The organism is Marinobacter changyiensis, assembly GCF_009193265.1.
Classification (GTDB): domain Bacteria; phylum Pseudomonadota; class Gammaproteobacteria; order Pseudomonadales; family Oleiphilaceae; genus Marinobacter; species Marinobacter changyiensis.
In genome coordinates, this window is record NZ_VZZZ01000002.1 from 644,622 (window position 1) to 664,711 (window position 20,090).

The 20,090-nt window shown below is 53.0% G+C and carries 17 protein-coding genes and 2 pseudogenes; 14 read left to right on the forward strand and 5 right to left on the reverse strand.

Annotated elements, in window-relative coordinates; genetic code table 11:
• Nucleotides 1-20 precede the first annotated feature (20 nt).
• Genes F6Y09_RS08665 through F6Y09_RS08675 form a run of 3 tightly spaced genes read left to right on the forward strand, consistent with a single transcriptional unit; the run spans nucleotide 21 to nucleotide 1,596 of the window.
• On the forward strand, nucleotides 21-647 hold the full coding sequence (locus F6Y09_RS08665; protein ID WP_484502622.1) for an ActS/PrrB/RegB family redox-sensitive histidine kinase: 627 nt from the start codon (nucleotides 21-23) through the stop codon (nucleotides 645-647).
• A gap of 21 nt (nucleotides 648-668) precedes the next feature.
• Complete coding sequence (locus F6Y09_RS08670; protein WP_152206495.1) at nucleotides 669-1,070, forward strand: ATP-binding protein; 402 nt, start codon at nucleotides 669-671, stop codon at nucleotides 1,068-1,070.
• Entirely contained in the window at nucleotides 1,060-1,596 is a 537-nt protein-coding gene (locus tag F6Y09_RS08675; protein WP_152206496.1) for a response regulator transcription factor, read from the forward strand. Before F6Y09_RS08670 ends, F6Y09_RS08675 begins: the two co-directional genes overlap by 11 nt.
• Nucleotides 1,597-1,831: 235 nt before the next feature.
• Here F6Y09_RS08675 and F6Y09_RS08680 read toward each other — a convergent pair whose 3' ends face one another.
• Together F6Y09_RS08680 and F6Y09_RS08685 are read right to left on the reverse strand one after the other, a co-directional pair.
• Nucleotides 1,832-5,137 carry a bifunctional diguanylate cyclase/phosphodiesterase gene (locus F6Y09_RS08680; RefSeq protein WP_152206497.1) on the reverse strand — a complete coding sequence of 1,102 codons (3,306 nt, stop codon included), beginning with the start codon at nucleotides 5,135-5,137 and terminating at the stop codon, nucleotides 1,832-1,834.
• Between the two features lie 133 nt (nucleotides 5,138-5,270).
• Complete coding sequence (locus tag F6Y09_RS08685) at nucleotides 5,271-6,908, reverse strand: methyl-accepting chemotaxis protein (protein ID WP_152206498.1); 1,638 nt, start codon at nucleotides 6,906-6,908, stop codon at nucleotides 5,271-5,273.
• A gap of 997 nt (nucleotides 6,909-7,905) precedes the next feature.
• Between F6Y09_RS08685 and F6Y09_RS08690 the strand changes: the two genes are divergently transcribed.
• From F6Y09_RS08690 to F6Y09_RS08715, 7 genes are all read left to right on the forward strand, one after another.
• On the forward strand, nucleotides 7,906-9,270 hold the full coding sequence (locus tag F6Y09_RS08690) for a tyrosine-type recombinase/integrase (protein ID WP_179959375.1): 1,365 nt from the start codon (nucleotides 7,906-7,908) through the stop codon (nucleotides 9,268-9,270).
• A 93-nt stretch (nucleotides 9,271-9,363) separates the two neighbouring features.
• The gene (locus F6Y09_RS08695; protein WP_152206500.1) at nucleotides 9,364-9,843 is read left to right on the forward strand and encodes a hypothetical protein; all 480 of its coding nucleotides are present in this window, start codon (nucleotides 9,364-9,366) and stop codon (nucleotides 9,841-9,843) included.
• 269 nt (nucleotides 9,844-10,112) lie between these two features.
• Nucleotides 10,113-10,271 carry a hypothetical protein gene (locus F6Y09_RS20125; protein WP_179959376.1) on the forward strand — a complete coding sequence of 53 codons (159 nt, stop codon included), beginning with the start codon at nucleotides 10,113-10,115 and terminating at the stop codon, nucleotides 10,269-10,271.
• 136 nt (nucleotides 10,272-10,407) lie between these two features.
• Nucleotides 10,408-10,686 carry a helix-turn-helix transcriptional regulator gene (locus tag F6Y09_RS08700; protein WP_152206501.1) on the forward strand — a complete coding sequence of 93 codons (279 nt, stop codon included), beginning with the start codon at nucleotides 10,408-10,410 and terminating at the stop codon, nucleotides 10,684-10,686.
• Nucleotides 10,687-10,700: 14 nt separating this feature from the next.
• Nucleotides 10,701-11,054: a hypothetical protein gene (locus F6Y09_RS08705; protein WP_152206502.1), complete on the forward strand. Its 354-nt coding sequence runs from the start codon at nucleotides 10,701-10,703 to the stop codon at nucleotides 11,052-11,054.
• 527 nt (nucleotides 11,055-11,581) lie between these two features.
• Nucleotides 11,582-13,972: a phage/plasmid primase, P4 family gene (locus F6Y09_RS08710; RefSeq protein ID WP_152206503.1), complete on the forward strand. Its 2,391-nt coding sequence runs from the start codon at nucleotides 11,582-11,584 to the stop codon at nucleotides 13,970-13,972.
• Nucleotides 13,972-14,298 carry a hypothetical protein gene (locus F6Y09_RS08715; RefSeq protein ID WP_152206504.1) on the forward strand — a complete coding sequence of 109 codons (327 nt, stop codon included), beginning with the start codon at nucleotides 13,972-13,974 and terminating at the stop codon, nucleotides 14,296-14,298. The genes F6Y09_RS08710 and F6Y09_RS08715 overlap by 1 nt, the downstream gene beginning before the upstream one ends.
• Before the next feature lie 277 nt (nucleotides 14,299-14,575).
• On the opposite strand, the gene F6Y09_RS08720 is transcribed toward F6Y09_RS08715, so the two are convergent.
• From F6Y09_RS08720 to F6Y09_RS08725, 3 genes and pseudogenes are all read right to left on the reverse strand, one after another.
• Nucleotides 14,576-14,824, reverse strand: coding sequence for a hypothetical protein (locus F6Y09_RS08720; protein ID WP_152206505.1), 249 nt, complete (start codon nucleotides 14,822-14,824; stop codon nucleotides 14,576-14,578).
• An 81-nt stretch (nucleotides 14,825-14,905) separates the two neighbouring features.
• Nucleotides 14,906-15,118 (reverse strand): annotated as a pseudogene (locus tag F6Y09_RS20830) (hypothetical protein); the annotation flags it as partial.
• A 132-nt stretch (nucleotides 15,119-15,250) separates the two neighbouring features.
• Nucleotides 15,251-15,562, reverse strand: a pseudogene (locus F6Y09_RS08725) (integrase core domain-containing protein); the annotation flags it as partial.
• Nucleotides 15,563-16,113: 551 nt separating this feature from the next.
• On the opposite strand from F6Y09_RS08725, the gene F6Y09_RS08730 reads away from it, so the two are divergent.
• From F6Y09_RS08730 to F6Y09_RS08745, 4 genes are all read left to right on the forward strand, one after another.
• A complete protein-coding gene (locus F6Y09_RS08730; RefSeq protein ID WP_152206506.1) occupies nucleotides 16,114-16,476 on the forward strand; it encodes a hypothetical protein in 363 nt (120 codons plus the stop codon).
• 284 nt (nucleotides 16,477-16,760) lie between these two features.
• A complete protein-coding gene (locus F6Y09_RS08735; RefSeq protein ID WP_179959377.1) occupies nucleotides 16,761-18,572 on the forward strand; it encodes a cadherin-like beta sandwich domain-containing protein in 1,812 nt (603 codons plus the stop codon).
• A gap of 28 nt (nucleotides 18,573-18,600) precedes the next feature.
• Nucleotides 18,601-18,780 (forward strand): transposase domain-containing protein, encoded by a 180-nt coding sequence (locus F6Y09_RS08740; protein WP_152206508.1) that lies wholly within the window; start codon nucleotides 18,601-18,603, stop codon nucleotides 18,778-18,780.
• Nucleotides 18,781-19,328: 548 nt separating this feature from the next.
• Nucleotides 19,329-20,090: pre-peptidase C-terminal domain-containing protein (locus tag F6Y09_RS08745; RefSeq protein WP_246180413.1), on the forward strand; the 762-nt coding region annotated here is incomplete at its 3' end.

The window sequence follows — 20,090 nt, forward strand, 5'->3', positions numbered from 1 at the left end:
GCGAGCTCTTTTTCTCACTACTGATCGATGTCATAAGCCTGACAGCGCTGCTGTACCTGAGTGGCGGAGTGAGCAATCCGTTTGCCTTCCTTTATCGGCTCCATGTCACGCTTGGTGCGGTCTTACTGAGCGTTTCTGCCGCCTGTATCATTGTGGCGGCTACCAGCCTCTGTTTGCTTCTCCTCGCCGTTTTTTCAGACCCGCTATATCTCCTGCATCAGGACGAACGGCTTTTTTTCAACATGTCTGTCGAAGGCTTGTTGGTGTGTTTTCTGCTCAACGCGGCTCTGGTGGTTACCGCAATTACACGCATTTCGCGAAACCTGCGCGGCCGGGATGAAAAACTTGCCGACTTGCGGCAATTGAAAGCTGAGCAAGAGCATATTGTTCGCATGGGGTTATTGGCCTCCGGTGCGGCCCACGAGCTTGGAACGCCGCTGGCAACGCTGTCCATCATCCTGGGTGACTGGCGGCGGATGCCGGAATTTCAGCTTAATCAGGAACGAAAGGAAGAATGTGAGGGCATGCAGGAACAGCTCACCCGCTGCAAGGACATCGTGAGCGGCATCCTGTTGTCGGCAGGGGAGACCCGTGCCGAATCATCGGTCAGGACCACCATCGTAAAGTACTTTGATAACATGGTTTAAGACTGGCGGAAGGGGCACCCGGTGAAGACGTTGATCTATGGCAACGACGTCAAAGACGATTTTCCAGTGGTGGTGGACAGCGTGCTGAAACAGATGATTTTTAATGTGCTGGATAACGCTCTGGAAGCATCGCCGGACCGGCTGAGCATGACGGTTCAAACTGACAACGAACACCTTCGGATCAGAGTTGAGGATGATGGCCCTGGCTTTCCTGCTCATATACTCGGCGCCATCGGGGAACCCTATCAGTCCACCAAAGACAGGCCGGGGAGGGGGCTCGGGTTGTTTCTGAGCGTCAACGTTTCGAGGGCGCTGGGTGGTTCGCTGAAGGCCCATAATCGTAAAGAGCGAGGCGCGTCGGTGGAAGTGGTGCTGCCGTTGTCAGCGATTGTGATCGAGGAGGCCATGAATAATGACAGCTGACAACACACTTCTCATTGTGGAGGACGACAACGCCCTCGCTCGAACCCTGGAGCGCTCTTTCCGCCGCAGAGGCTACGATACCTTCGTTGCTGATAACATTGAAACCGTTGGCGAACTGCTCGAAACCGAATCCCCGGGCTATGCCGTGGTCGACCTCAAGTTGAACGGTAAAAGCTCTGGCCTGGACTGCGTCAAATTGTTGCACACCCGCGACCCCGACATGGCAATCGTTGTGCTGACCGGGTTTGCCAGCATCAGCACAGCCGTTGAAGCAATCAAACTGGGCGCATGCCAATACCTGGCCAAGCCCGCCAACACCGATGATATAGAAGGCGCATTCAGCCACACAGCCGGTGGGGGCAGCCCTGAACTGACCAATCGGGCGACATCCATCAAAACCCTCGAATGGGAACGCATCCACGAAGTGCTTGCGGAGGCCGATTTCAATATCTCGGAAGCGGCCCGGCGGTTGGGCATGCATCGGAGAACTCTGGCCCGTAAGCTGGAAAAACGCCGTATCAAGTAGCTTGTGTTTGCTTTTTGATCGTTTTTTTGCCGTGGAAGGCCCAGGTAAAATGTGGGTGGTACAAAATCTGAGATCTCAGGGTAGTTACCGGCTAGTGGCCTTGGAGATTACCCTATTAAATCCAAGTTTTTCGCATTTCCTCTTTCAGCCATGCAATGTTGGTGAAGTTGGCGACTTAGAGCCTAAAGCGCAATGTAGTGGTCAACCAATCACAACCAACTTTAAGCTATGGGCACTAATCAAATATAAGTCCGTTGATCTCACACGGTTTGCTGAATAGATAGCCTTGATAAGTGTTACAGCCCATTTCATAAAGCATTTCTTTCTGAGCCTCAGTTTCAACGCCCTCTGCAATAACGTTGAGCGACATGGATTCGGCGAGTGTAATAACGGATTGAGCAATAGCTCGATCGTTCGGATCTGTGATTATGTCCCGAACAAACCCTTGGTCAATTTTCAACTGATCAATAGGCAGCTGCTTGAGGTAAGACAGCGAAGAATATCCGGTCCCAAAGTCATCAATTGAAAAAGAAACGCCGTGCTGCTGTAGCTCTCGCATCTTACTCTGAATGTCGGGAATGTTGCTTGCCAACAAGGACTCTGTAATCTCAAGTTTGAGGTTGTGCGGGTTAGCGCCGGTAATTTCTAGCGCGTCGAGAACCGTCTTGACTATATCGCTCTTTCCAAACTGAACGACGCTGATATTCACTGCCAGAATGAGTTCAGCTTTTGTGGGATCGGTGGACCATTGAGCGAGCGTTCGACAAGCCTGGCGTAGAACCCATTCACCAATGGGAACAATGAGCCCGGTTTCCTCGGCCGCGGGAATGAATTCTGCTGGAGACACCCGGCCGTTTTCAGGATGATTCCATCGCAGAAGCACTTCCGCTCCGAGCATCTTGCCGTCATGATCCACTTGCTTTTGGTAAAACAGTTGGAACTGTTCCTCACTCAGAGCCTCATGCAGGTCCTGCTCGATCTCGATGCGCCTATCAACGACAACCTGCATTTGAGGATTATAAAAACTGATACTTTTGCGCCCCGCTGCTTTGGATTCATACATGGCCATATCGGCTTGTTTGAGCAGGTCAACAGACCGTAGTGACTTGTCATTAAATAGGGTGATGCCAATACTCACGGAGCAGTTGTAATTTAAGCCATTGAGGTCAATGCTCAGGGAGAGTTCAGTGAAAATCTTTTTGGCGACCTCTTCTGCCTGTATTGCTGCCTCACCCTCCTCGGCGCTCAGGCTGGCTATCAATATCAGAAACTCATCTCCGCCAAGGCGTGCCACGGTATCGCTTTGACGGATAGAGTGCGTTAATTTCTGCCCAACACGAGACAGGAGGAGGTCGCCAGTTGTGTGGCCTGCACTGTCGTTTAAATCTTTGAATTTATCCAGATCGAGAAAGAGCAACGCTCCATAGTGGTTGTGTCGATCGCAGTTTTCGAGCACTTGCTGAAGACGGTCTATCAGTAGACGACGGTTTGGCAGCCCAGTCAGCTCATCGTAAAAAGCGAGCCGATTGATCTCCTGTTCACGTTGCAGACGGTCAGTAATGTCTCTGACGATACTGATGAATCTGATATTGCCCGCATCGCTGAGCTCAACGACCCCAAGCTCCATTGGAAAAACATGTCCGTTCCTGTGAATGCCTTCAAGCTCATGAACACGGCCGGTCATTTCACCTTCGCCCGTTTTCAAGTAACCGAGGGGATGTTCATCGCCAGCTGTCGGATGAGAAGATGGTAAAAGAAGACTTATATTTCTGCCTAAAACGTCATCGCGATCGTAACCAAAAATCTGTTCGGCGGCATGGTTAAACGTTAGCATCGCGCCTTTTTCGTCGATGCTGATCACTCCGTCCAGCATGTGCTCAACGACTGCCCGCATTTGGGTGGACGTTTGCTCAAGCGTTGTCTCAGCATTGATCTGCGCACTGATGTCGAAATGGGTGCCAAGAAGCCACTGGGGTTTGCCGTCACCCGTCCATGTCGTGATTCTCCCGCGTGTGTTGATCCATACCCAATCGCCGTTTTTGTGTTTCATCCGCATATTGGCCTCATACACGGGGGCCAGGCCATTGGCATGTTTCTCGAGTTGGCCCAAGCAAAAGACGAGGTCGTCTGGATGAGCCAGCCGCTCCCAGGTGGTTCGATTCGTGGGCTCCAGCTCGTGAAGTTCATAGCCAATCAGAGCAGCCCACTTGTTGTTGATCTGCAACTGACCAGTTTGGATGTTGAACTGCCAGGTTCCGATGCTATTGGCATCAATGACAGCTCTGAGCAGGTCATCGCTTCGACGGATATACTCTTCGTCTCGTTTTTCCTTCGTGACGTCCGTTTGGATAGCTATGAAGCCTTTGAGATTGCCATCAGAATCCCACATGGGGTTGCTTGAGATTCGGATCCAATAGGCCGCGCCGGCTTTTGAGTAATTGATAATATCAACGTCGAAGCTCTCGCAGTTGATTAAAGCGTCTTTCATTATCCCGACGGTGTATGAATCCGTATCAGGGCCCTGAAGCAAATAACCTGGCCTCTTCCCAGTCATTTCTGCGGCGCTGTAGCCCGATATTTCGGAAAACGCTTTGTTAATCCAGACTGTATAACCCCGGTCATCAGTGATCACCACGCCATTAGTGGTTTGTTTGGCAACTTCTGACAACCGTTCATTTTCTGCAGTTACTTTCGTTTGCTCAGTCGTATCCCGCAGAACCACTAACACTTCTTTCTCATCGATTTTCTTGCAACGCATTTCAAACGTTGTGTCAGAGTCAGAGTCAAAGATTGTATGGCTTTGGACTGTGATTTGTGGGCTCGCGGTAAATGCTCGATTGACGCTGGTGATCAATCCGTTTGCCAGAGGATCGGGAAGAGCTTCTGCGATTGATCTGCCGAGGAGTTGGCGCCGCGACACTGGAAGATCAGTGTGATCGTTGCATAGCAAAAATCGTAGTTTTCGTTCGATAACGAAGACCATATCAGGCAGAGTCGAGAGAATTGATGAGATCCGGGTCAGGCTGGATGTAAGGCGATGCTCAATTTTCGCTTCATCGGCCCGAATAATTTCGCTCTCAACCATGTCGGCGAAACCCCGAAGCACCTTCCTCTGCTCCTCAGAAAATTCACGGGGTGTTGAGTCGATCAGGCAGAGTGTTCCAAGCACTGCGCCTTCGATATCACGAAGCGGGGCGCCCGCGTAGAACCTGACTCGCGGGTCCATCGTTACCAGCGAGCTGGACGCAAAACGATAATCTTTGCTGGCGTCGTTCACCACAAAGATATCCCGTTCCTGAATAGCATGAGAACAAAAGGACAATTCTCGAGTCGTTTCTTGCGCCTCCAGACCGACCTTGGATTTAAACCACTGCCGGTCTTTGTCTACGAGCGAAACGAGACAGATTTTTACTGAGAATACCTGCGCCGCAAGGCGGGTGATGCGATCGAAGCGCTCCTCAGGTTCGGAATCGAGCAGATTAGTCCGATAAAGCGCAATGAGGCGGCTTGCCTCGTCAATCGGATCGCTTGGCTGATTCATCTTTACTGCCCGTTTTTTCGAGAATGTGAGTACGTTGCTCGAGTTATCAGCTAGCCTAACTGACCCGCCCCAATCATGAAACTGCTCACAGTTGAGTATTGTCAGTTATGATCCGAGCGAGTCGTTGTAATCGTCAGACTTTGAACTTTCCGGTCTGATTCTCAAGTTCTCGGGAATAACCTTCCAGCGAGTCGCTGATACCATCGATTGCTTTGGAGCGATTCGCACTCTCTTCGGCCAGATCATTAATTTGGGTTATGTTCTGGTTGATCTCTTCAACCACCTGAGTTTGTTCTTCTGTTGCAGATGCCACGCTGGTGTTCATGTCCACAATGTTCGTCATCGCTTCGAGGATGGCCTGGATCTCGGTTTCAGCGCTCAAGGCCAACGCTTCGGTTTGCGACGCCTGATCGCTGCCAGTTTCCATTACAGACACAATGTCCGAAACACCGCTTTGCAGTGCGGTAATCATCTTTTGGATGTCTGAGGTTGATTCCTGCGTGCGCTGGGCCAGAGTCCGGACCTCATCAGCAACGACGGCGAAGCCCCGGCCCTGCTCGCCGGCGCGGGCAGCTTCGATCGCAGCGTTCAAGGCAAGGAGGTTCGTTTGCTCGGCAATACCCCGGATGACGTCTAGAACAGACGTGATGTTGTTGGAGTCTTCAGATAGCTGACGGATTACGTCCACCGCTTTTGAGATCTGCGCCGAGAGCTGCTGGACCTGCTCGGAGGACTGACGAATAATTCGACCCCCATTCTGTCCTTTCTTTTCCGCTTCCCGGGTTACTTCGGATGCCCTTGAAGCATTCCCTGCGACTTCCTCAATGGCACTCTGCATTTCGTTGATAGCAGTTGCCACCATGGAGATGGAATCGGTCTGGCGGATTACCCCATCGCTGTTCTCAGCGGCTGTACGCGACAGTTCGGTTGCCCCATGCCCAAGCTCGGCCGTCAACTGCTGTATGGATGCGATCATAGACTGCAGATTCTCCAGCACCTGGTTAAAACTCTGCGCCAACTTGCCGAGATCGTCGTCTTGCTCAACCGCGATGCGCTGCGTGAGGTCCCCTTCGCCCTGTGCAATGTTATCCAACTGGCCGCGAATGTCCGATATCGAATTTATAATCAGCTTGAGGAAGAATACAAAAAACGCGGCGCTTATCAGCAGCGCAATTACTGTCACGGTAACAATTGTGATTGAGCTCGACAGGCCTTCTGCAGAGGCGTCCTTCGCTTGGGCATGAGCTTGCTCGTCAGCGTGGGTGCCAACTTTATCGAAATAGCTTCGCAGATTTCCAAAGAGGTCTCTAGTTTCTGACTTTGCAATGTCGTGAGCCCCGGCTACGTTGCCGTTCCGAGCCAAGCTGAGAACCTTATCTGCAGAAGCCTTCCAGCTATTAAAGGCCAACTCAAAGCCGTCGGCAATTTCAGACACATTAGAGCCTTGCAGGCGATCTACGGCTTGATTGAAACGGTCATAGGCTTGTTGAGCGTTTTCTTCATAGCTGGCCAGATATTCTTTTGCTTCATCACCATTGCCAAAAACTTCGACGTAGTTTTTCTGGGCCTCCAGTGCCTGGTAGAGATCCCGGTCACCGTTCAGAACTTCACTTACTGAGGGAAGGTAGACGTCGGCTATAAGATCGGTGCCAGATACCAAATGCCTCACTGTATTTACTGCAAAAACCACAATAACAATCAGTGCCATCGCTGTAATAACGAATGGCAACGCTACTTTGACGCGAAAACCAAGCCGATTCCTTATGTTCATTTGACCTTCCCTCATCACCGCATAGTTGTTCTCGTTTTACGGCTATTTCTGAAATATCTTGAGGAGAGATTTTCATCAGAACCGGCTTTAACGATTTCAGGGTCGCCTTGTGCAGGTGCGTCGGGCGATATATGAAGAGCAGAGCGATAGAGAATTGAGCAATAGCTGGATCGTTCTTATCTTTGTTGATGGCCCAGGCATCGCCCTGATTTGATTGTCTGTGAGATTGTTTTGGTCAGTGGTCTGACCCGATAAATCGCATGGTAAATTCGTTAAATTTGTTTTATTTTGATCAATAATCAATCAAATCAAAAGAATACGCAGGCTTCCTGCGAATTTTCAGATGAAGTAGTCGACCCATCAGCGCTCTATTTAGAACTGACGAATGGCCTTCCTGCGGCTCTTTTCCGATACATACTTCACCCCGACGGCAGTGATGGACTGGATTACGGGAACACATGGTAAATCGTCACTGGTGACTCCTCCTGGTGGTTACGAGAGCATATAGGGCGCGTTTGGATACATGCATGCGCATCCGAAAGATACATATAAACAAAATCGACACACAAAACAAAAAGGCAAATCATCCCCGGCGGGGTATGCTCAGAACGTAGTGACTTCAGCAGTCCGCGGGTGCTCGTTCGATAGGGCGAGGCTATAAATGACAGGAAAATCAAATAGCGCAAAAAGGAGGGTTATAACGGTGTACCGAAAGAAATTTTGGCCCACGGCGTGGCCCAAGAAATCAGAATGCGGTTATCTCGAGGACATATAACTTATAACTTTTTGATTTTAATGGTGCCCCAGGCAGGACTCGAACCTGCTACCTTCCCCTTAGGAGGCGCGCGACATTTATTCGATAAAGCCCGACGGTGTCCGAAAAACATTTATTAAACAGCAATTTCCCGCTTGCAGCTTCCGTGGTTGTCCGGTAGATTCCGACTAAAGCCGGTTTTTTTTGACCCGGAGAGTGACCCAGAGAGCGGGAGAGATAACAGTGGGCAAGCTGACAGACACCAAAATACGGAACGCCAAGGTTACTGGAGATACGCTACTCGCGGACGGTGGTGGCCTGGCTCTCCGCGTGTATCCCAAACGCAGCGGGACAGCTAAGACGTGGGTCTTTCGCTATTTGCATCCGGCTACCGGCAAGCAGACAAGGGTTTCTCTCGGTGACTACCCTGCGCTCTCGCTGGCAGATGCCAGGGAGAAGGCGGGCAAGATGAAGCTGGAGCTAAGGAATAAAATTGACCCCAAGCGGGCGCAGGCAGCTAAACGCCAGGAGAATGCAGAAGCCCTCGATATGCAACAGATCTTCGAGATGTGGTTGGAACACTTACGAATCGGCGGCACCGTAACTGAAAAGTGGATTGACCGGCATAGCGACCGCTGGCGCCTTCACCTCAAAAGTCGATTAGGTGAACTGCTGGCGCGTGATGTAAACCGGGGGCACCTTGCTGGCGCTCTAGATGCCATGACCCGCAAAGACATAAAGGAAGAAACCCGCAAAGCCCTAACCACTTTGAATCTCATGCTGGACTACGCGGTTAACCGTCACCTGGTTGAGCAGAATCCTGCCCGGTTACTCAAGCCTAAAGACTTCGCAGCGTCCGCCGCTCGTTCTCGAGACCGTGCTTTGGCCCTGGGTGAATTGCGCAAGGTATGGGGGGCGTTAGACCAAGCATTAGACAGCGGGAGCCGTCTGTCTCCGGTAACAGTAGCAGCACTGAAAGTGCTGGTTCTGACCGGTGCCCGACGCGAGGAAGTGGCCCGGATGGAGTGGGCGGAGTTAGACCTGGATGAAGGCGTTTGGACATTGCCTGAGATGCGGACAAAGAATCGACGAGGGCATACCGTCTATCTGTCCGCGCTGGCGGTTGAAATCTTGCGGGGACTCAGTCCACTGAGCGGCAACGGTTTCTATGTTTTCGAGTCGAGCAGAAAGAATCGCGATGCCCACGATCATAGCCAGTCGATGCACCCGGACACCCTCAGCCGCACCATATACCGGCTAAGAGGTGATGAGGATAACTCCAAAGGCAAGAGCAAGGGTAAAAAAGCGGTCGCCCAGGCGGACAGTGAGCCTGCTCCTCTGGCGGAAATGGAACACTTTACAGTCCACGACTTGCGACGCTCTGCGGCTACTGCATGGGGGGAATATCTGAAAACCCCGCCTCACATCATTGAGCGGATGCTGAACCACCTTCCCGAAGACAAGCTGGTGGCGACCTATCAGCGGGCGGTTTATGCCGATGAGCAGCGGACTGCCTGGGAAGCTTGGGGAGCCCTAGTTGAGCAGCAGATAGCCAGAGAGCCGGGTAATGTCGTTTCTATGACCGCTAGAAAAGCCAAGCGGGCATGAGCGGTAAAGCCAAGTCTGGGGTAGCTCCCGAAAAGCCGGAAACCTCGCCGGCCTGGCTTGGTCTCCTTTGAGGTGCTACGTCGAGGTGTGCAGATGGAAACTGAAACCGGTCGAAACAAGTTCAGGATAGGTAACATAGTAGCCGAAGGGATCCGCTTGGGAAGAAAACGCCTCAAGGTGGAAGATCTCCTTTCCTGGGCGGAAAATGGAAAATTGTCAGTCTATGTCGGTCTGCCTGTTACTCGAGGCGATAAGGAGAAAGGACAGGGGAGCTTCGTGCGAATCCGGAGATGCGATTTAATGGGCGCGACGCTTGAGCCAACTACATTAATAGAGGTGGAGTATGGTGAGTTTGATCTCCGGTATAATGCCGATGATAAAAGCGTCTGGACCCCCGGTGATACGATTGTCAAAGTTGATCTAGGAGAGGTCAGACCGCTTGACTGCGTTGTTTTTTGGATGACCTGGAGAGGCTGGGTGTCGTTTATGATCCGCTGCCTGCCAAGGGGGCCAACGGCGAGAATGCACAAAATGAATCAACCACCGAGCCTATTCTGTCCCCAGAAACCGTAAGCAACCGAGCTGCTGAAAGCCGAGACGAAAAAATGTGGCTACATGTTGCGGTATACGCTTTGGCAGTCCTACGGGCAAAAAAAACAGGTAACGAACGGTTCCCCCGAGAGCGAGGATCCCACGAACCAGTTGCAAAGAGTATTGCAAGGCATACGACAAGCGGACCAGGCAGCTTTGTTCGGGCATTCAGGACTGCGAGGCGGATTCTCGGGCTGGATTCCCAACTATATGGGAAGGATACGAAGGCGTTGTCGGCAGGGGTTAAAGCCATGAAGCAAGCACTGGCCTTTCTGGCGGCTGAAGTTTATGAAAACGACAGTTCAGAGGATAGGGCCGCGCACATTCTTGGCCAGTTGGAAGGCGCACCTTTAAATATAGTGCCTACCGTGGCTGCCATAGCCGACGCGCTAAAGGACGGGCAACCTTAAGGGATTGAGAATAATCAGAGCGCTTCGGCGCTCTTTTTTTTTGTAAGGAAATAGGGAATCAGGGAATTCCCAAGTATCCCAAAATTCCGCTGGTTAATGTTCGTCTGTGTCCGACAAACAACGAGGAACATTAACTATGTCCCACCAAGAACGAGAACCTACAAAAGAAATACCTGGCCCTGAAGAAGAGAAAGAGCTTCGACAGAAAGTCTGCGAATCGCGAGAAGAGATTCTCCGTTTCAAGAGGCTCAATGCCCTGACGGGAATTCCTCGCAGCACCCTTTACGACTTGATGCGTGATGGACGGTTCCCCCGTCCGATCTCGCTAGGAGGTGGCCGCACTGTTGGCTGGCTATCCAGCGAAGTCGACCAGTGGATTGCAGATCAAGCCGAAGCTTCGCGGCGGACAGCATGAAGGAGGACTCCGATATGCAGAAACAACACGTTAGTTTCGTCGATCTGTTGATGCCCAAGTATCAACTGGTTGAAGCGAATGGCGAGAGAGGCCTGATAGCCGATGTGGGAGAAAGAGAGCGCACGTGCACTCGATGCGAAAAGACAGGCGTTGTCCTCGGTAGTGCCTATGGTTGGTGCCGAAAGGGGCAATTTGTAGGTGCCTACTATGCGCTGTGCTCCGACTGCACCGTCCGTATCAAATTATCGGCAGAGGTTGAAAGCAAGTTTCTCAAAAAGCTGAGGCGTTGGGCACCTCATATTAACCCCGCGCTCTTTCTTGAGCTGCCGGAGCTAAAAGCGGGGTGGCAGCGTGAAACACTCAACTAACCGAAGGCAAGAGATCACAGCAGAGGACCTGGACCTCTACGACACCCAGGCGAAGCGACTATTTGAAGCACTGATGAAAGGAGCATCAATAACCCGGCTGGACCTGGAGGACTACAAAATAGCGCCTAACCGCTCCGACCTGTCCGCGCTCGTCTGCAAACTTGAGCAGCAGTTTATGGTACCAGTTGAGCGGGAGAGATTCGGCGCGGGGCCAATGCTGCGCTACTGGATCGACCCGCAGGAGCAGCGACGGTATAGGAGACGAGAGCGTGCCCCCAGGCAGCGGGAAAGGCAGATGCAAAGTGTGCTGTGGGCTGTGAGCGAGCGGCGGCAAGAATGGGGTCTGAGAGCAGTTGGCCTCTTAGCTACAGACTTTCTTAAACAGCAGACGATTACAGCGGGCAGGCTAAGACAGGCCGGCGAGAAGTTAATAGAAATTTCGAAATTGGGAGAACCAGTAGCGGGAGGACGGCCCGCTACTGATCAGGCACAAACACACTCAATCCCTAACGTCAGAGAGGAAGGCTATGGCCACCGCTCCAATGAGTAAAGTATACACAGATACACCGCCGAATGTAGTAACGCCAACGTTGGACTTGGAAGCCGCAAAGCAGTTCCTAAATGCGTTTGGCGGTCGCCACACCTTCCAGACATTTGATGATACTGACCAAAACCGCAGGGATTTAGCCCGGATATTTCATGGCGGAGCGGAGCATTTGCCGCAGCTCGCCGAATTGAACGCCAAGGGTGCGGGCATATTCTTTACGGTAAACCAGACGGATCAGAAGGGGCGCAAAGCTGAGAATGTTACGGCGGTGCGCGCCGTGTTCCTGGACTTGGATGGTGCTCCGTTAGAGCCCGTGATCGACGCTGCAAGGGTGGCGGGTTTAGAACCCCACATGGTCATCGAGACAAGCCCGGGTAAATACCACGTTTACTGGCTGGTAGAGGGCGTTAAGCCGGAATATTTCACCGCTGCCCAACGCGCTTTAGCCATTAAGTTCGGCGGTGATCCAAAGGTATGCGATTTGCCGCGCGTGATGCGTGTCCCCGGGTTTCTGCACCATAAGGATCAACCTTTTCGTTCGGTTCAGATAGCTGCGCTATCCGGCCCCGCCTATCTTTTGCCCGCGCTAATTCGTGGGTTGGACCTCAGAGTAGGAAGTGCTTCCCCTGCCTCTGCTCCGAGGTCAAGTCAGGGAGGTATAGGTGACGACGAGGACATAGTCACCGAAGGCGGTCGTAACGATACGCTGGCCAGCCGGGGTGGACAGATGCGTCGGTTCGGGATGGGGCTCGAGGCGATCACAGCGGCGTTACTGGCGGAGAATAAGATTCGATGTTCTCCACCCCTATCTGAACGGGAGGTCCGGACCATTGCCGCGTCTATCGGTAAGTACCGACCCGATAAAAGGGCAAGTGTCCCAATGCTCAGATATGCGGAGATTGAGCAGAAGATTAACGACACCGAAGACGTGGACACACTTACGGGACGGCTGTCTGACCTGATAACGGTTAGCACCATGCGGGGTGCGCAGAAGCAGGTACTCTACAAAATAATAGCGAGGAAAGCGGGGACCACTGTGCCCGCCCTCATGGCTGACGCAAAGGCTATGGCGGAAACGGAAGATAACCACATGTCCACAGCGGGCGCGGCCATCGCGGCGATTGGGGAGAGCAACCTGTTGCACGCGCAAAGCACGTTCTGGAAGTGGTCTGGCAAGGTGTGGGAGCCAGTGCACGACAGGCAAGTGAAAAAGACTATTCACGCGGTAGCGGGCCGGACGGAATTAACCGGCCATGTGGTGGGCTCGGTACTGGATCTTATAAAGACGGAGGTTTACCGACCTACGGTAGAGTTCGACAGGTTGAGCGGCGTGATTAACTGCCTAAATGGGGAGCTGACCTATTCCGGCGACGAGTGGCATCTAGCCGAGCACCGTCGGGACCGCTATTTAACCACACTGATCCCAGTCGAATACGATCCCGAAGCGCAAGCGCCAAGGTTTAATAAATTCTTGTGTGAGGTATTCCAAGGAGACGCTGACGCCTTTGAAAAGATCACGGTCGTAGGTGAGGCATTGGGCTATTCGCTGATCCCTAGCAGCCACCTAGAGCGGTTTTTCATGCTCATAGGCTCCGGGGCCAATGGCAAGTCTGTCCTGTTGGGAGTTCTCAAAGATTTACTGGGCGCGCACAACGTGGCAGCGGTTAAGCCCTCACAATTTGAAAACCAATTCCAACGGGCACATCTGCGGGGAAAGCTGGCAAACATCATTACCGAAATAGAGGAGGGCGGACAGATCGCGGACGCGCAGTTAAAGGCGCTCGTCTCTGGCGAAACCACCACCGCGGAGCAAAAGCACCGCGACCCCTTCGACTTTGTGCCTTTCGCTACCCAGTGGTTTGGTACAAATCATTTCCCGCACACCCGTGATTTTTCGCAGGCGCTTTTCCGCAGGGCACTGGTGCTCACCTTTAACCGTGAGTTCTGCGAGGCAGACAGGGATGTGGGGTTAGCGGCGCGTTTGCGCGAGGAGTTGCCGGGTATCCTTAACTTTGCCCTGGCAGGACTGGCGCGGCTCTACCGGTTCGAGGCGTTCACAATGCCGGAGAGTAGCAGGGAAGCAGCACGGGCATGGCGAATGGAGGCTGACCAGATCAGCCAGTTTGTCGAGGAGACATGCGACACCGGGCCGGATATGGAATCAGAAACGGGCGTGATTTACCAAGCGTACCGAAGCTGGGCGACAAGTGCGGGCATCCAGCGAAAGGTTAGCCACAAGAGTTTTACCACGCGGCTAGAGGCGCGGGGCTTAAAGCGGTCACGCAGGACAGGAGGCAAGAGATTTATCCATGGGCTATCGCTTCGACGGGATGATTTTGATTTTCAGCAATCAACAGAGGAAGGCAACTAATGGCCAAAGTAGACCAGAAACCGCAATGCCAGTGGGACGAGCAACCATCGAAGGATTCAACCGATCAGCACCGCATGGCAGCCATTCAAAAAATACCGGATATGCTGAGGGTGTTGCTCGATATCGCGAACGACGTCAGTGGAGCCAGTGGTCCCCGTGTGGCGGCAGCGCGGGCAGTCTGTGAAATAGGTGGCGTGCTTGGAAAGCCCAAGGAAGATATAGAGGCACTGGCGGACATGAGCCTGAATGAGATGTCTGTGGACGACCTGGAGCGGTTTATCAATCGGGGGCGGAAGACCCTGAATCTGATGGGTAACGGTCGGTGAGTCTTTTGACACCCCTGGCACGAGGGACGCGTTTTTCCAAATTCAAATCCATACGATTGAAATTTATACCTCAAAATAACCACTACTTACGCGTTAGAAATTGGTTTTAGGAGTAGAAATTTCATTTACATACAGTTGAATATTGGAAAACGCGTCCCTCGTGCCAAACGTGTCACTTTTTTTCACTTAGTCCTCTTTCCCCTGAGAGGGCTTCCCCGCCCCTGTCTAACCCTGGCCTATTGGTTTAACCGTATCCCGTCCGCAAGATAGTCCGCCTTTACTTCTGCGACCAGAGCGTCGAGGTGCCGTTTCCTCGGCTGGCTACTGCGCGGCGAATATCCATAAACCGGTAAAACGGTATGGTCCCGCCCCTATAATCACGAATGGCCCTGGCCAGCGTGTTCCGGTCGATCAGATCGGCGGCGCTGTTGAGTTCGCGCCTAAGAGTAGGGTCGTCTTCAAAGCGGGTGTCCTGTTGTTCATGTTCAGCGCTTTGAACTTCCTTGGCTCTGGCACGTTTGGCCACGACCGCTAGCTTATTTCTTAGTTTGCGTTCCCCCGACTTATCACCGGCCTCAGGGAACAACACATTACCTGGACCGGATGAGCGCCCACCGTGAAGGCGGCATTTACCGTTCGGCATAGCCAGCTGTCCGCAAGGTTGTCCGGTTCGTTTGGCGCGGGCAGAGCACAACTTAAGGAAGTGCCCTTTGTACTTTGGGTTCTCCCTGTATCGTTGCCCGTTGTTTTCGTGGCAAGAGGTTCTCACGCTTTTCTCCCGTGTCCGAGTTAAAGGGACTACTATCCGCCGCGCGCCCATTTGATCTAAAGTCGAGGCCGTCTGTTTCCGTAATTTTACAGGAGTATGTTCGACGTGAGTCCTGATCAGTGGTTTTCTATAGCTAAGGATATCGTGATTTCGGTGGCTGCGATAACTGACCCTGACCCCGTTTTAGTACCGCTCATTGCCAGAAAAATCCGGCTCTAATTGCGGTTCCAGGTGACCTGAAATAGCGTGTTTTTGGGCGTAGTCAGCGGGTGTGGACCACCCCAGAGCGGAGTGGGGTCTGACTTGATTATAGAACGTTCTCCAGGTCTCAATCTTCTGCTCGGCATCGGTCAGTGACAGAAACCAGTTCTCGTTCAAGCATTCCTGGCGGAGTCTGCCGTTGAATGACTCCACAGTCGCATTGTTCGTGGGCTTGCCGGGCCGAGAGAAATCAATTTCTATCTGTCTCTCATAGGCCCACCGGTCCATGACCTTGCCGGCCTGCGGCCTCCACCGGACGCCTCGATCGGTGCGCTGCTAAACAAAAGCGGACATTCGCGCGTCTCGCTTTTCGGTCAACTTTCGAACAGAATTTGACGACCGATAAGCTTTTCAGTGCTTCAGCAACCGGTCAGACCTTGGTCGGTTATTGCCTTGGAATCAGGGTGAAACGATTCCGGTGTAGTTCGTCGAGCGGTTATATAACTCGCACCTTACTCGGTACTTCGGTAGCAATGAGGATAGGTGCTGAGTAATCAGCATTTCTACCGTGACCCACCGATCCTGCGTCAGCACAATTTACACCTAATTTCCGAAGCAACGGACACTTGCGCACAAGGTATTGAATGAACATTAGAATCGCTGTGCTGGCGCCCTTTTTGCTGATCAAAAACCAACCAATGCTTCATGGCTGATCACTGGCGTTAGCGGCGATCAGAAAAAGGAGAAACCACATGGTGATCCTTTCGAAGCAGCATTCGTTAGCCTCTTGGTATTCGCTCGCCAGCAGGTTGACTATCCCTCCCAGAGCGATCTAGGAGCTAGATATGAAACAAGTAGTGGTTGAGTCAATGCAATGGAGCACACTGAAGCATATCGCTGACGTGCGTCCAATCGACGAGAATGACGCGGCATGCCTTGAGGATATCCGTCTCGTGCTGTCTAAACACAACTGCTTAAAGCGGTTTGGCGTTTCACTCCTTCATAGTCACTTTGATCTAGCAGACGACGAGATTTTGCTGGAAACGACTGACGTAAATAGGCGAGAGCATTGGATTCGTCCCGTAAAACATTCCTTTCTCGAAGAAAATAGTATCACTCCGCAAACCACCATAGTGAGCTTCGACGAAAAAGGGTATCACCAGAACTGTGGCTGCAACCCTCGCGCGTCTGGACATCATCACCTTTAACTTCGTGAGTACCTAATATTAAAGAGCTGTAGAGATTCGGCTCCTGATCTAGGAGCCGAATATTTGTATACAGCCGCAGATGAGTTAATGGACTGATTACTCTTTAAATGTAGTTAGGTGGTAGAAGTCACCACATTTCCCTTCGCGACGGGAATAGGCAGATAACCTCCAGACGCAATGGCTTCAGGTGGTGGATCTTTATGGAGTCTGGAAGTGGTCCTCCGTGCCAAAACTCCTGGTCTTTCGCAGCTCCCGGAAATCGATCCTCTAGAGGAGAAAATAAGATGACAACTATTCTCAAAGTCAACATTGTCGTCGTTATGGCGTTGCTACTCCTTGCCTGTGGCGGCGGTGGTAGCAGCAGTAGCGATACTGGTGGCAGTGGTGGCAGCGGTGGGAGTCCCGCCAGCAGCGATGCCACGCTCAGCGACCTTAGCATCAGCCCTGGGTCGCTAGATCAGATCTTCCAGTCGAACCAGGCCACTTACACCACCACCTTGGGATATCCTGTGGCGTCGGTCCAAGTGACGCCGACCACCGGCGACGACGGTGCGAGCCTGACAGTAAACGGCGTCGCGACCAAATCCGGAATGCCGTCCTCGCCCGTGGCGTTGCCGGAGGGTGAAAGTACCTTGATTACGGTGCAAGTCACGGCGGCAGACGGCACGACGACACAAAGCTACAGCATCGATGTAACCCGTGAACAGGCGACGTCCTTTGCGCAGCAGGCTTATATCAAAGCCAGCAATGGCGGGACTGATGACTTTTTTGGTCACAGCGTCGCCCTCGACGGGAATACCCTGGCGGTGGGGGCAATCCAGGAAGACGGCGACGCCAGCAGCACGACGGGGAACCCTAATGACGATGCCTCAGAGGCAGGGGCAGTCTATGTATTTTATCGCAGCGGCGGGGTTTGGAGCGAGCAGGCTTATATTAAGGCCAGCAATGCCGACAGCGGTGACCGGTTTGGCTTCAGCGTTGCCCTCGACGGCGATACCTTGGTAGTTGGCGCGTTCAGTGAAGACGGCGACGCTAATAGCACGGCAGCGAGTCCCAATGATAATGCTCAAAGTGCGGGGGCAACCTATGTATTTACGCGCAGCACCGGGGTTTGGAGTCAGCAGGCCTACCTTAAAGCCAGCAATGCCGCGTCTCATGCTAGGTTTGGCGTTAGCATTGCCGTCGACGGGGACACCCTCCTGGTGGGAGCGAACGGGGAGCAGGGCGACATCAACAGCACAGCAGCGACCCCAAACAACAATGCCGGAGCGGCTGGAGCGGCCTATATATTCACCCGCAGCGCCGGCGTTTGGAGTCAGCAGGCCTACCTCAAAGCCAGCAATGCTGACAGTGGCGACGCGTTTGGCGTCAGTGTTGCTCTTGATGGCAACGCATTGGCGGTTGGGGCGAACGGGGAAAGGGGAGACGCCAATAGCACAGCCACGAACCCTAATGACAATGCTCAAGGTGCGGGGGCAGCCTATGTGTTTACCCGCAGCGCCGGCGTTTGGAGTCAGCAGGTCTACCTGAAGGCCAGTAATGCTGGGACCGAGGACCGCTTTGGCGTGAGCGTCGCCCTCGACGGCGACACCGTGGTGGTGGGCGCAGATAGAGAAGACGGTGATATCAATAGCACGGCGGCGAGCCCCAATGACAATGGTCGAAATGCGGGGGCAGTCTATGTATTTACCCGCAGTGCCGGGGATTGGAGCCAGCAGGCCTACCTCAAAGCAAGCACTGGGACCCCCGACCAATTCGGCCACTTGTTTGGCGGAAGAGTCGCCCTCGAAAACGACACCGTAGTAGTGGGAGCGGGTGCTGAAAACGGGGACGCCAACAGCACATCGGCTAATCCAAATAACTTTGCCACAAATTCTGGTGCTGCCTACGTGTTTACACGAACCGGCGGGGTGTGGAGCGATCTGGCCTACCTTAAGGCCAGCAATGCCGGGAGCAACGACGGGTTTCTCGTTGTCGCCCTCGACGGCGACACAGTGGCGGTTGGGGCGTCCGGGGAAAGCGGAGACGCCAGTAGCACGGCCACGAACCCCAATGACAATGCCTTAAATGCTGGAGCGGTCTACCTGTTTCGTTAACCCTTGACCAACCGGGCTCCGCTGCTCCGTGCTTGCGCGATCAGAGCAGCGGCAGCCGGGCGATCCGGGATGTCTACACGCCCGCGCCAATGGCATTGAGCCCTACACTTATATGGTGGAAGTGCTCACCAGGCTGCCATCCTCGACAATCGGTGAAGACCTCGACCAGTTGCTGCCCTGGAATCAAGATAAAACCATTCCGGTGTAGTTCGTGGAGCCGTTACTTATTGCCTAACCTGAACGCTCGCTTTGCGACCACAGGTGGCAGCGCTCGGATGGATTTTTCGCGCTGATCCAGGAGCATGTTGGCCAAAGGTGGATCAAAATAAATGGCCATTGGGATCCGTGGGTCTCTGCCGGGCTGGTGGCTACGGCCGCTGTTCTTGTTTCGATGATGCGGTCGGAAACCCGTGACCCGTGAAATGTGGGGAATGAAAGAAAAAATAGGCGCGTCAGATTTCCTTACATTTTGTCCGAAAAACTTTTTACCTTTCGCATTGAAACGTCCTTTAATCCCCTGAAAGAAAGAAAGCTTACCTAGGCTGGCTTGTGAGTTGCTTAAAAACCACGAGGGTCGCCGTAACTCAGTTGTTGTATGTCGAGTGCAGGGAAGCTTGAGCCTTCTTCCGGCCCAGAGGTGATGGTGCTCTGAAGTGCTGTTCGCTCGGAACACGCTGTATTGCTTCTATTCCAAGTTGAATCAATAAAGCGTCTGACATTGTTCGCGATGTCTTTTCAAGCACGAGGACGGAAACCATGATACTTAAATTTGCATGGCGTGGCCGGAACCTATACCGACTTGCGCGATTCTCTCTTTTACGAAAATCCTATCTTGCTTTCATTCTCTCTCTGTTCAGCCTTTTCCTGCCCAGCGTTTCCTACGCTGAAGCATTGGTCAATGGCGGTTTCGTGACGGGTGCGATCAGCACGCCGGGCGAAGAGGACAGTTTTAACTTCACGGTTGATGCAGGTCAGTATGTAAACCTGAGCGTTGCGGATATTGACAACACCTCGCTGGCGCCGCGGATCCGACTTTTCGCCCCGGATGGTGAATTCCTGACGAACGGATCGGGATCAACAGTGGGCAGAATCCGCAATTTTCAGGTACCCCAGACCGGCACCTATACCGTGCTGGTGGACGACGTGACTCAAGGCGGGGCGCAAACCGGAAACTACGAACTGCATTTCGCCAGCGCGCCTGGTGCTGATGAGCATGGGGCCCTGATAAACGGTGGTTTGCGGACCGAAGTCATCAGCACAGGGGACCTCGACACCTACACGTTTGCCGTGGAGGCGGGTCAGTACGTCAACCTGAGTGTTTCGGACATTGACGAGACTTCGCTGGCGCCGCAGATTTGGCTTTACAGCCCAGATGGCTCGTACCTGACTAAAGGATTGGGATCAACAGTGGGCAGAATCCGCAATTTTCAGGTACCCCAGACCGGCACCTATACCGTGCTGGTGGACGACGTGACTCAAGGCGGGGCGCAAACCGGAAACTACGAACTGCATTTCGCC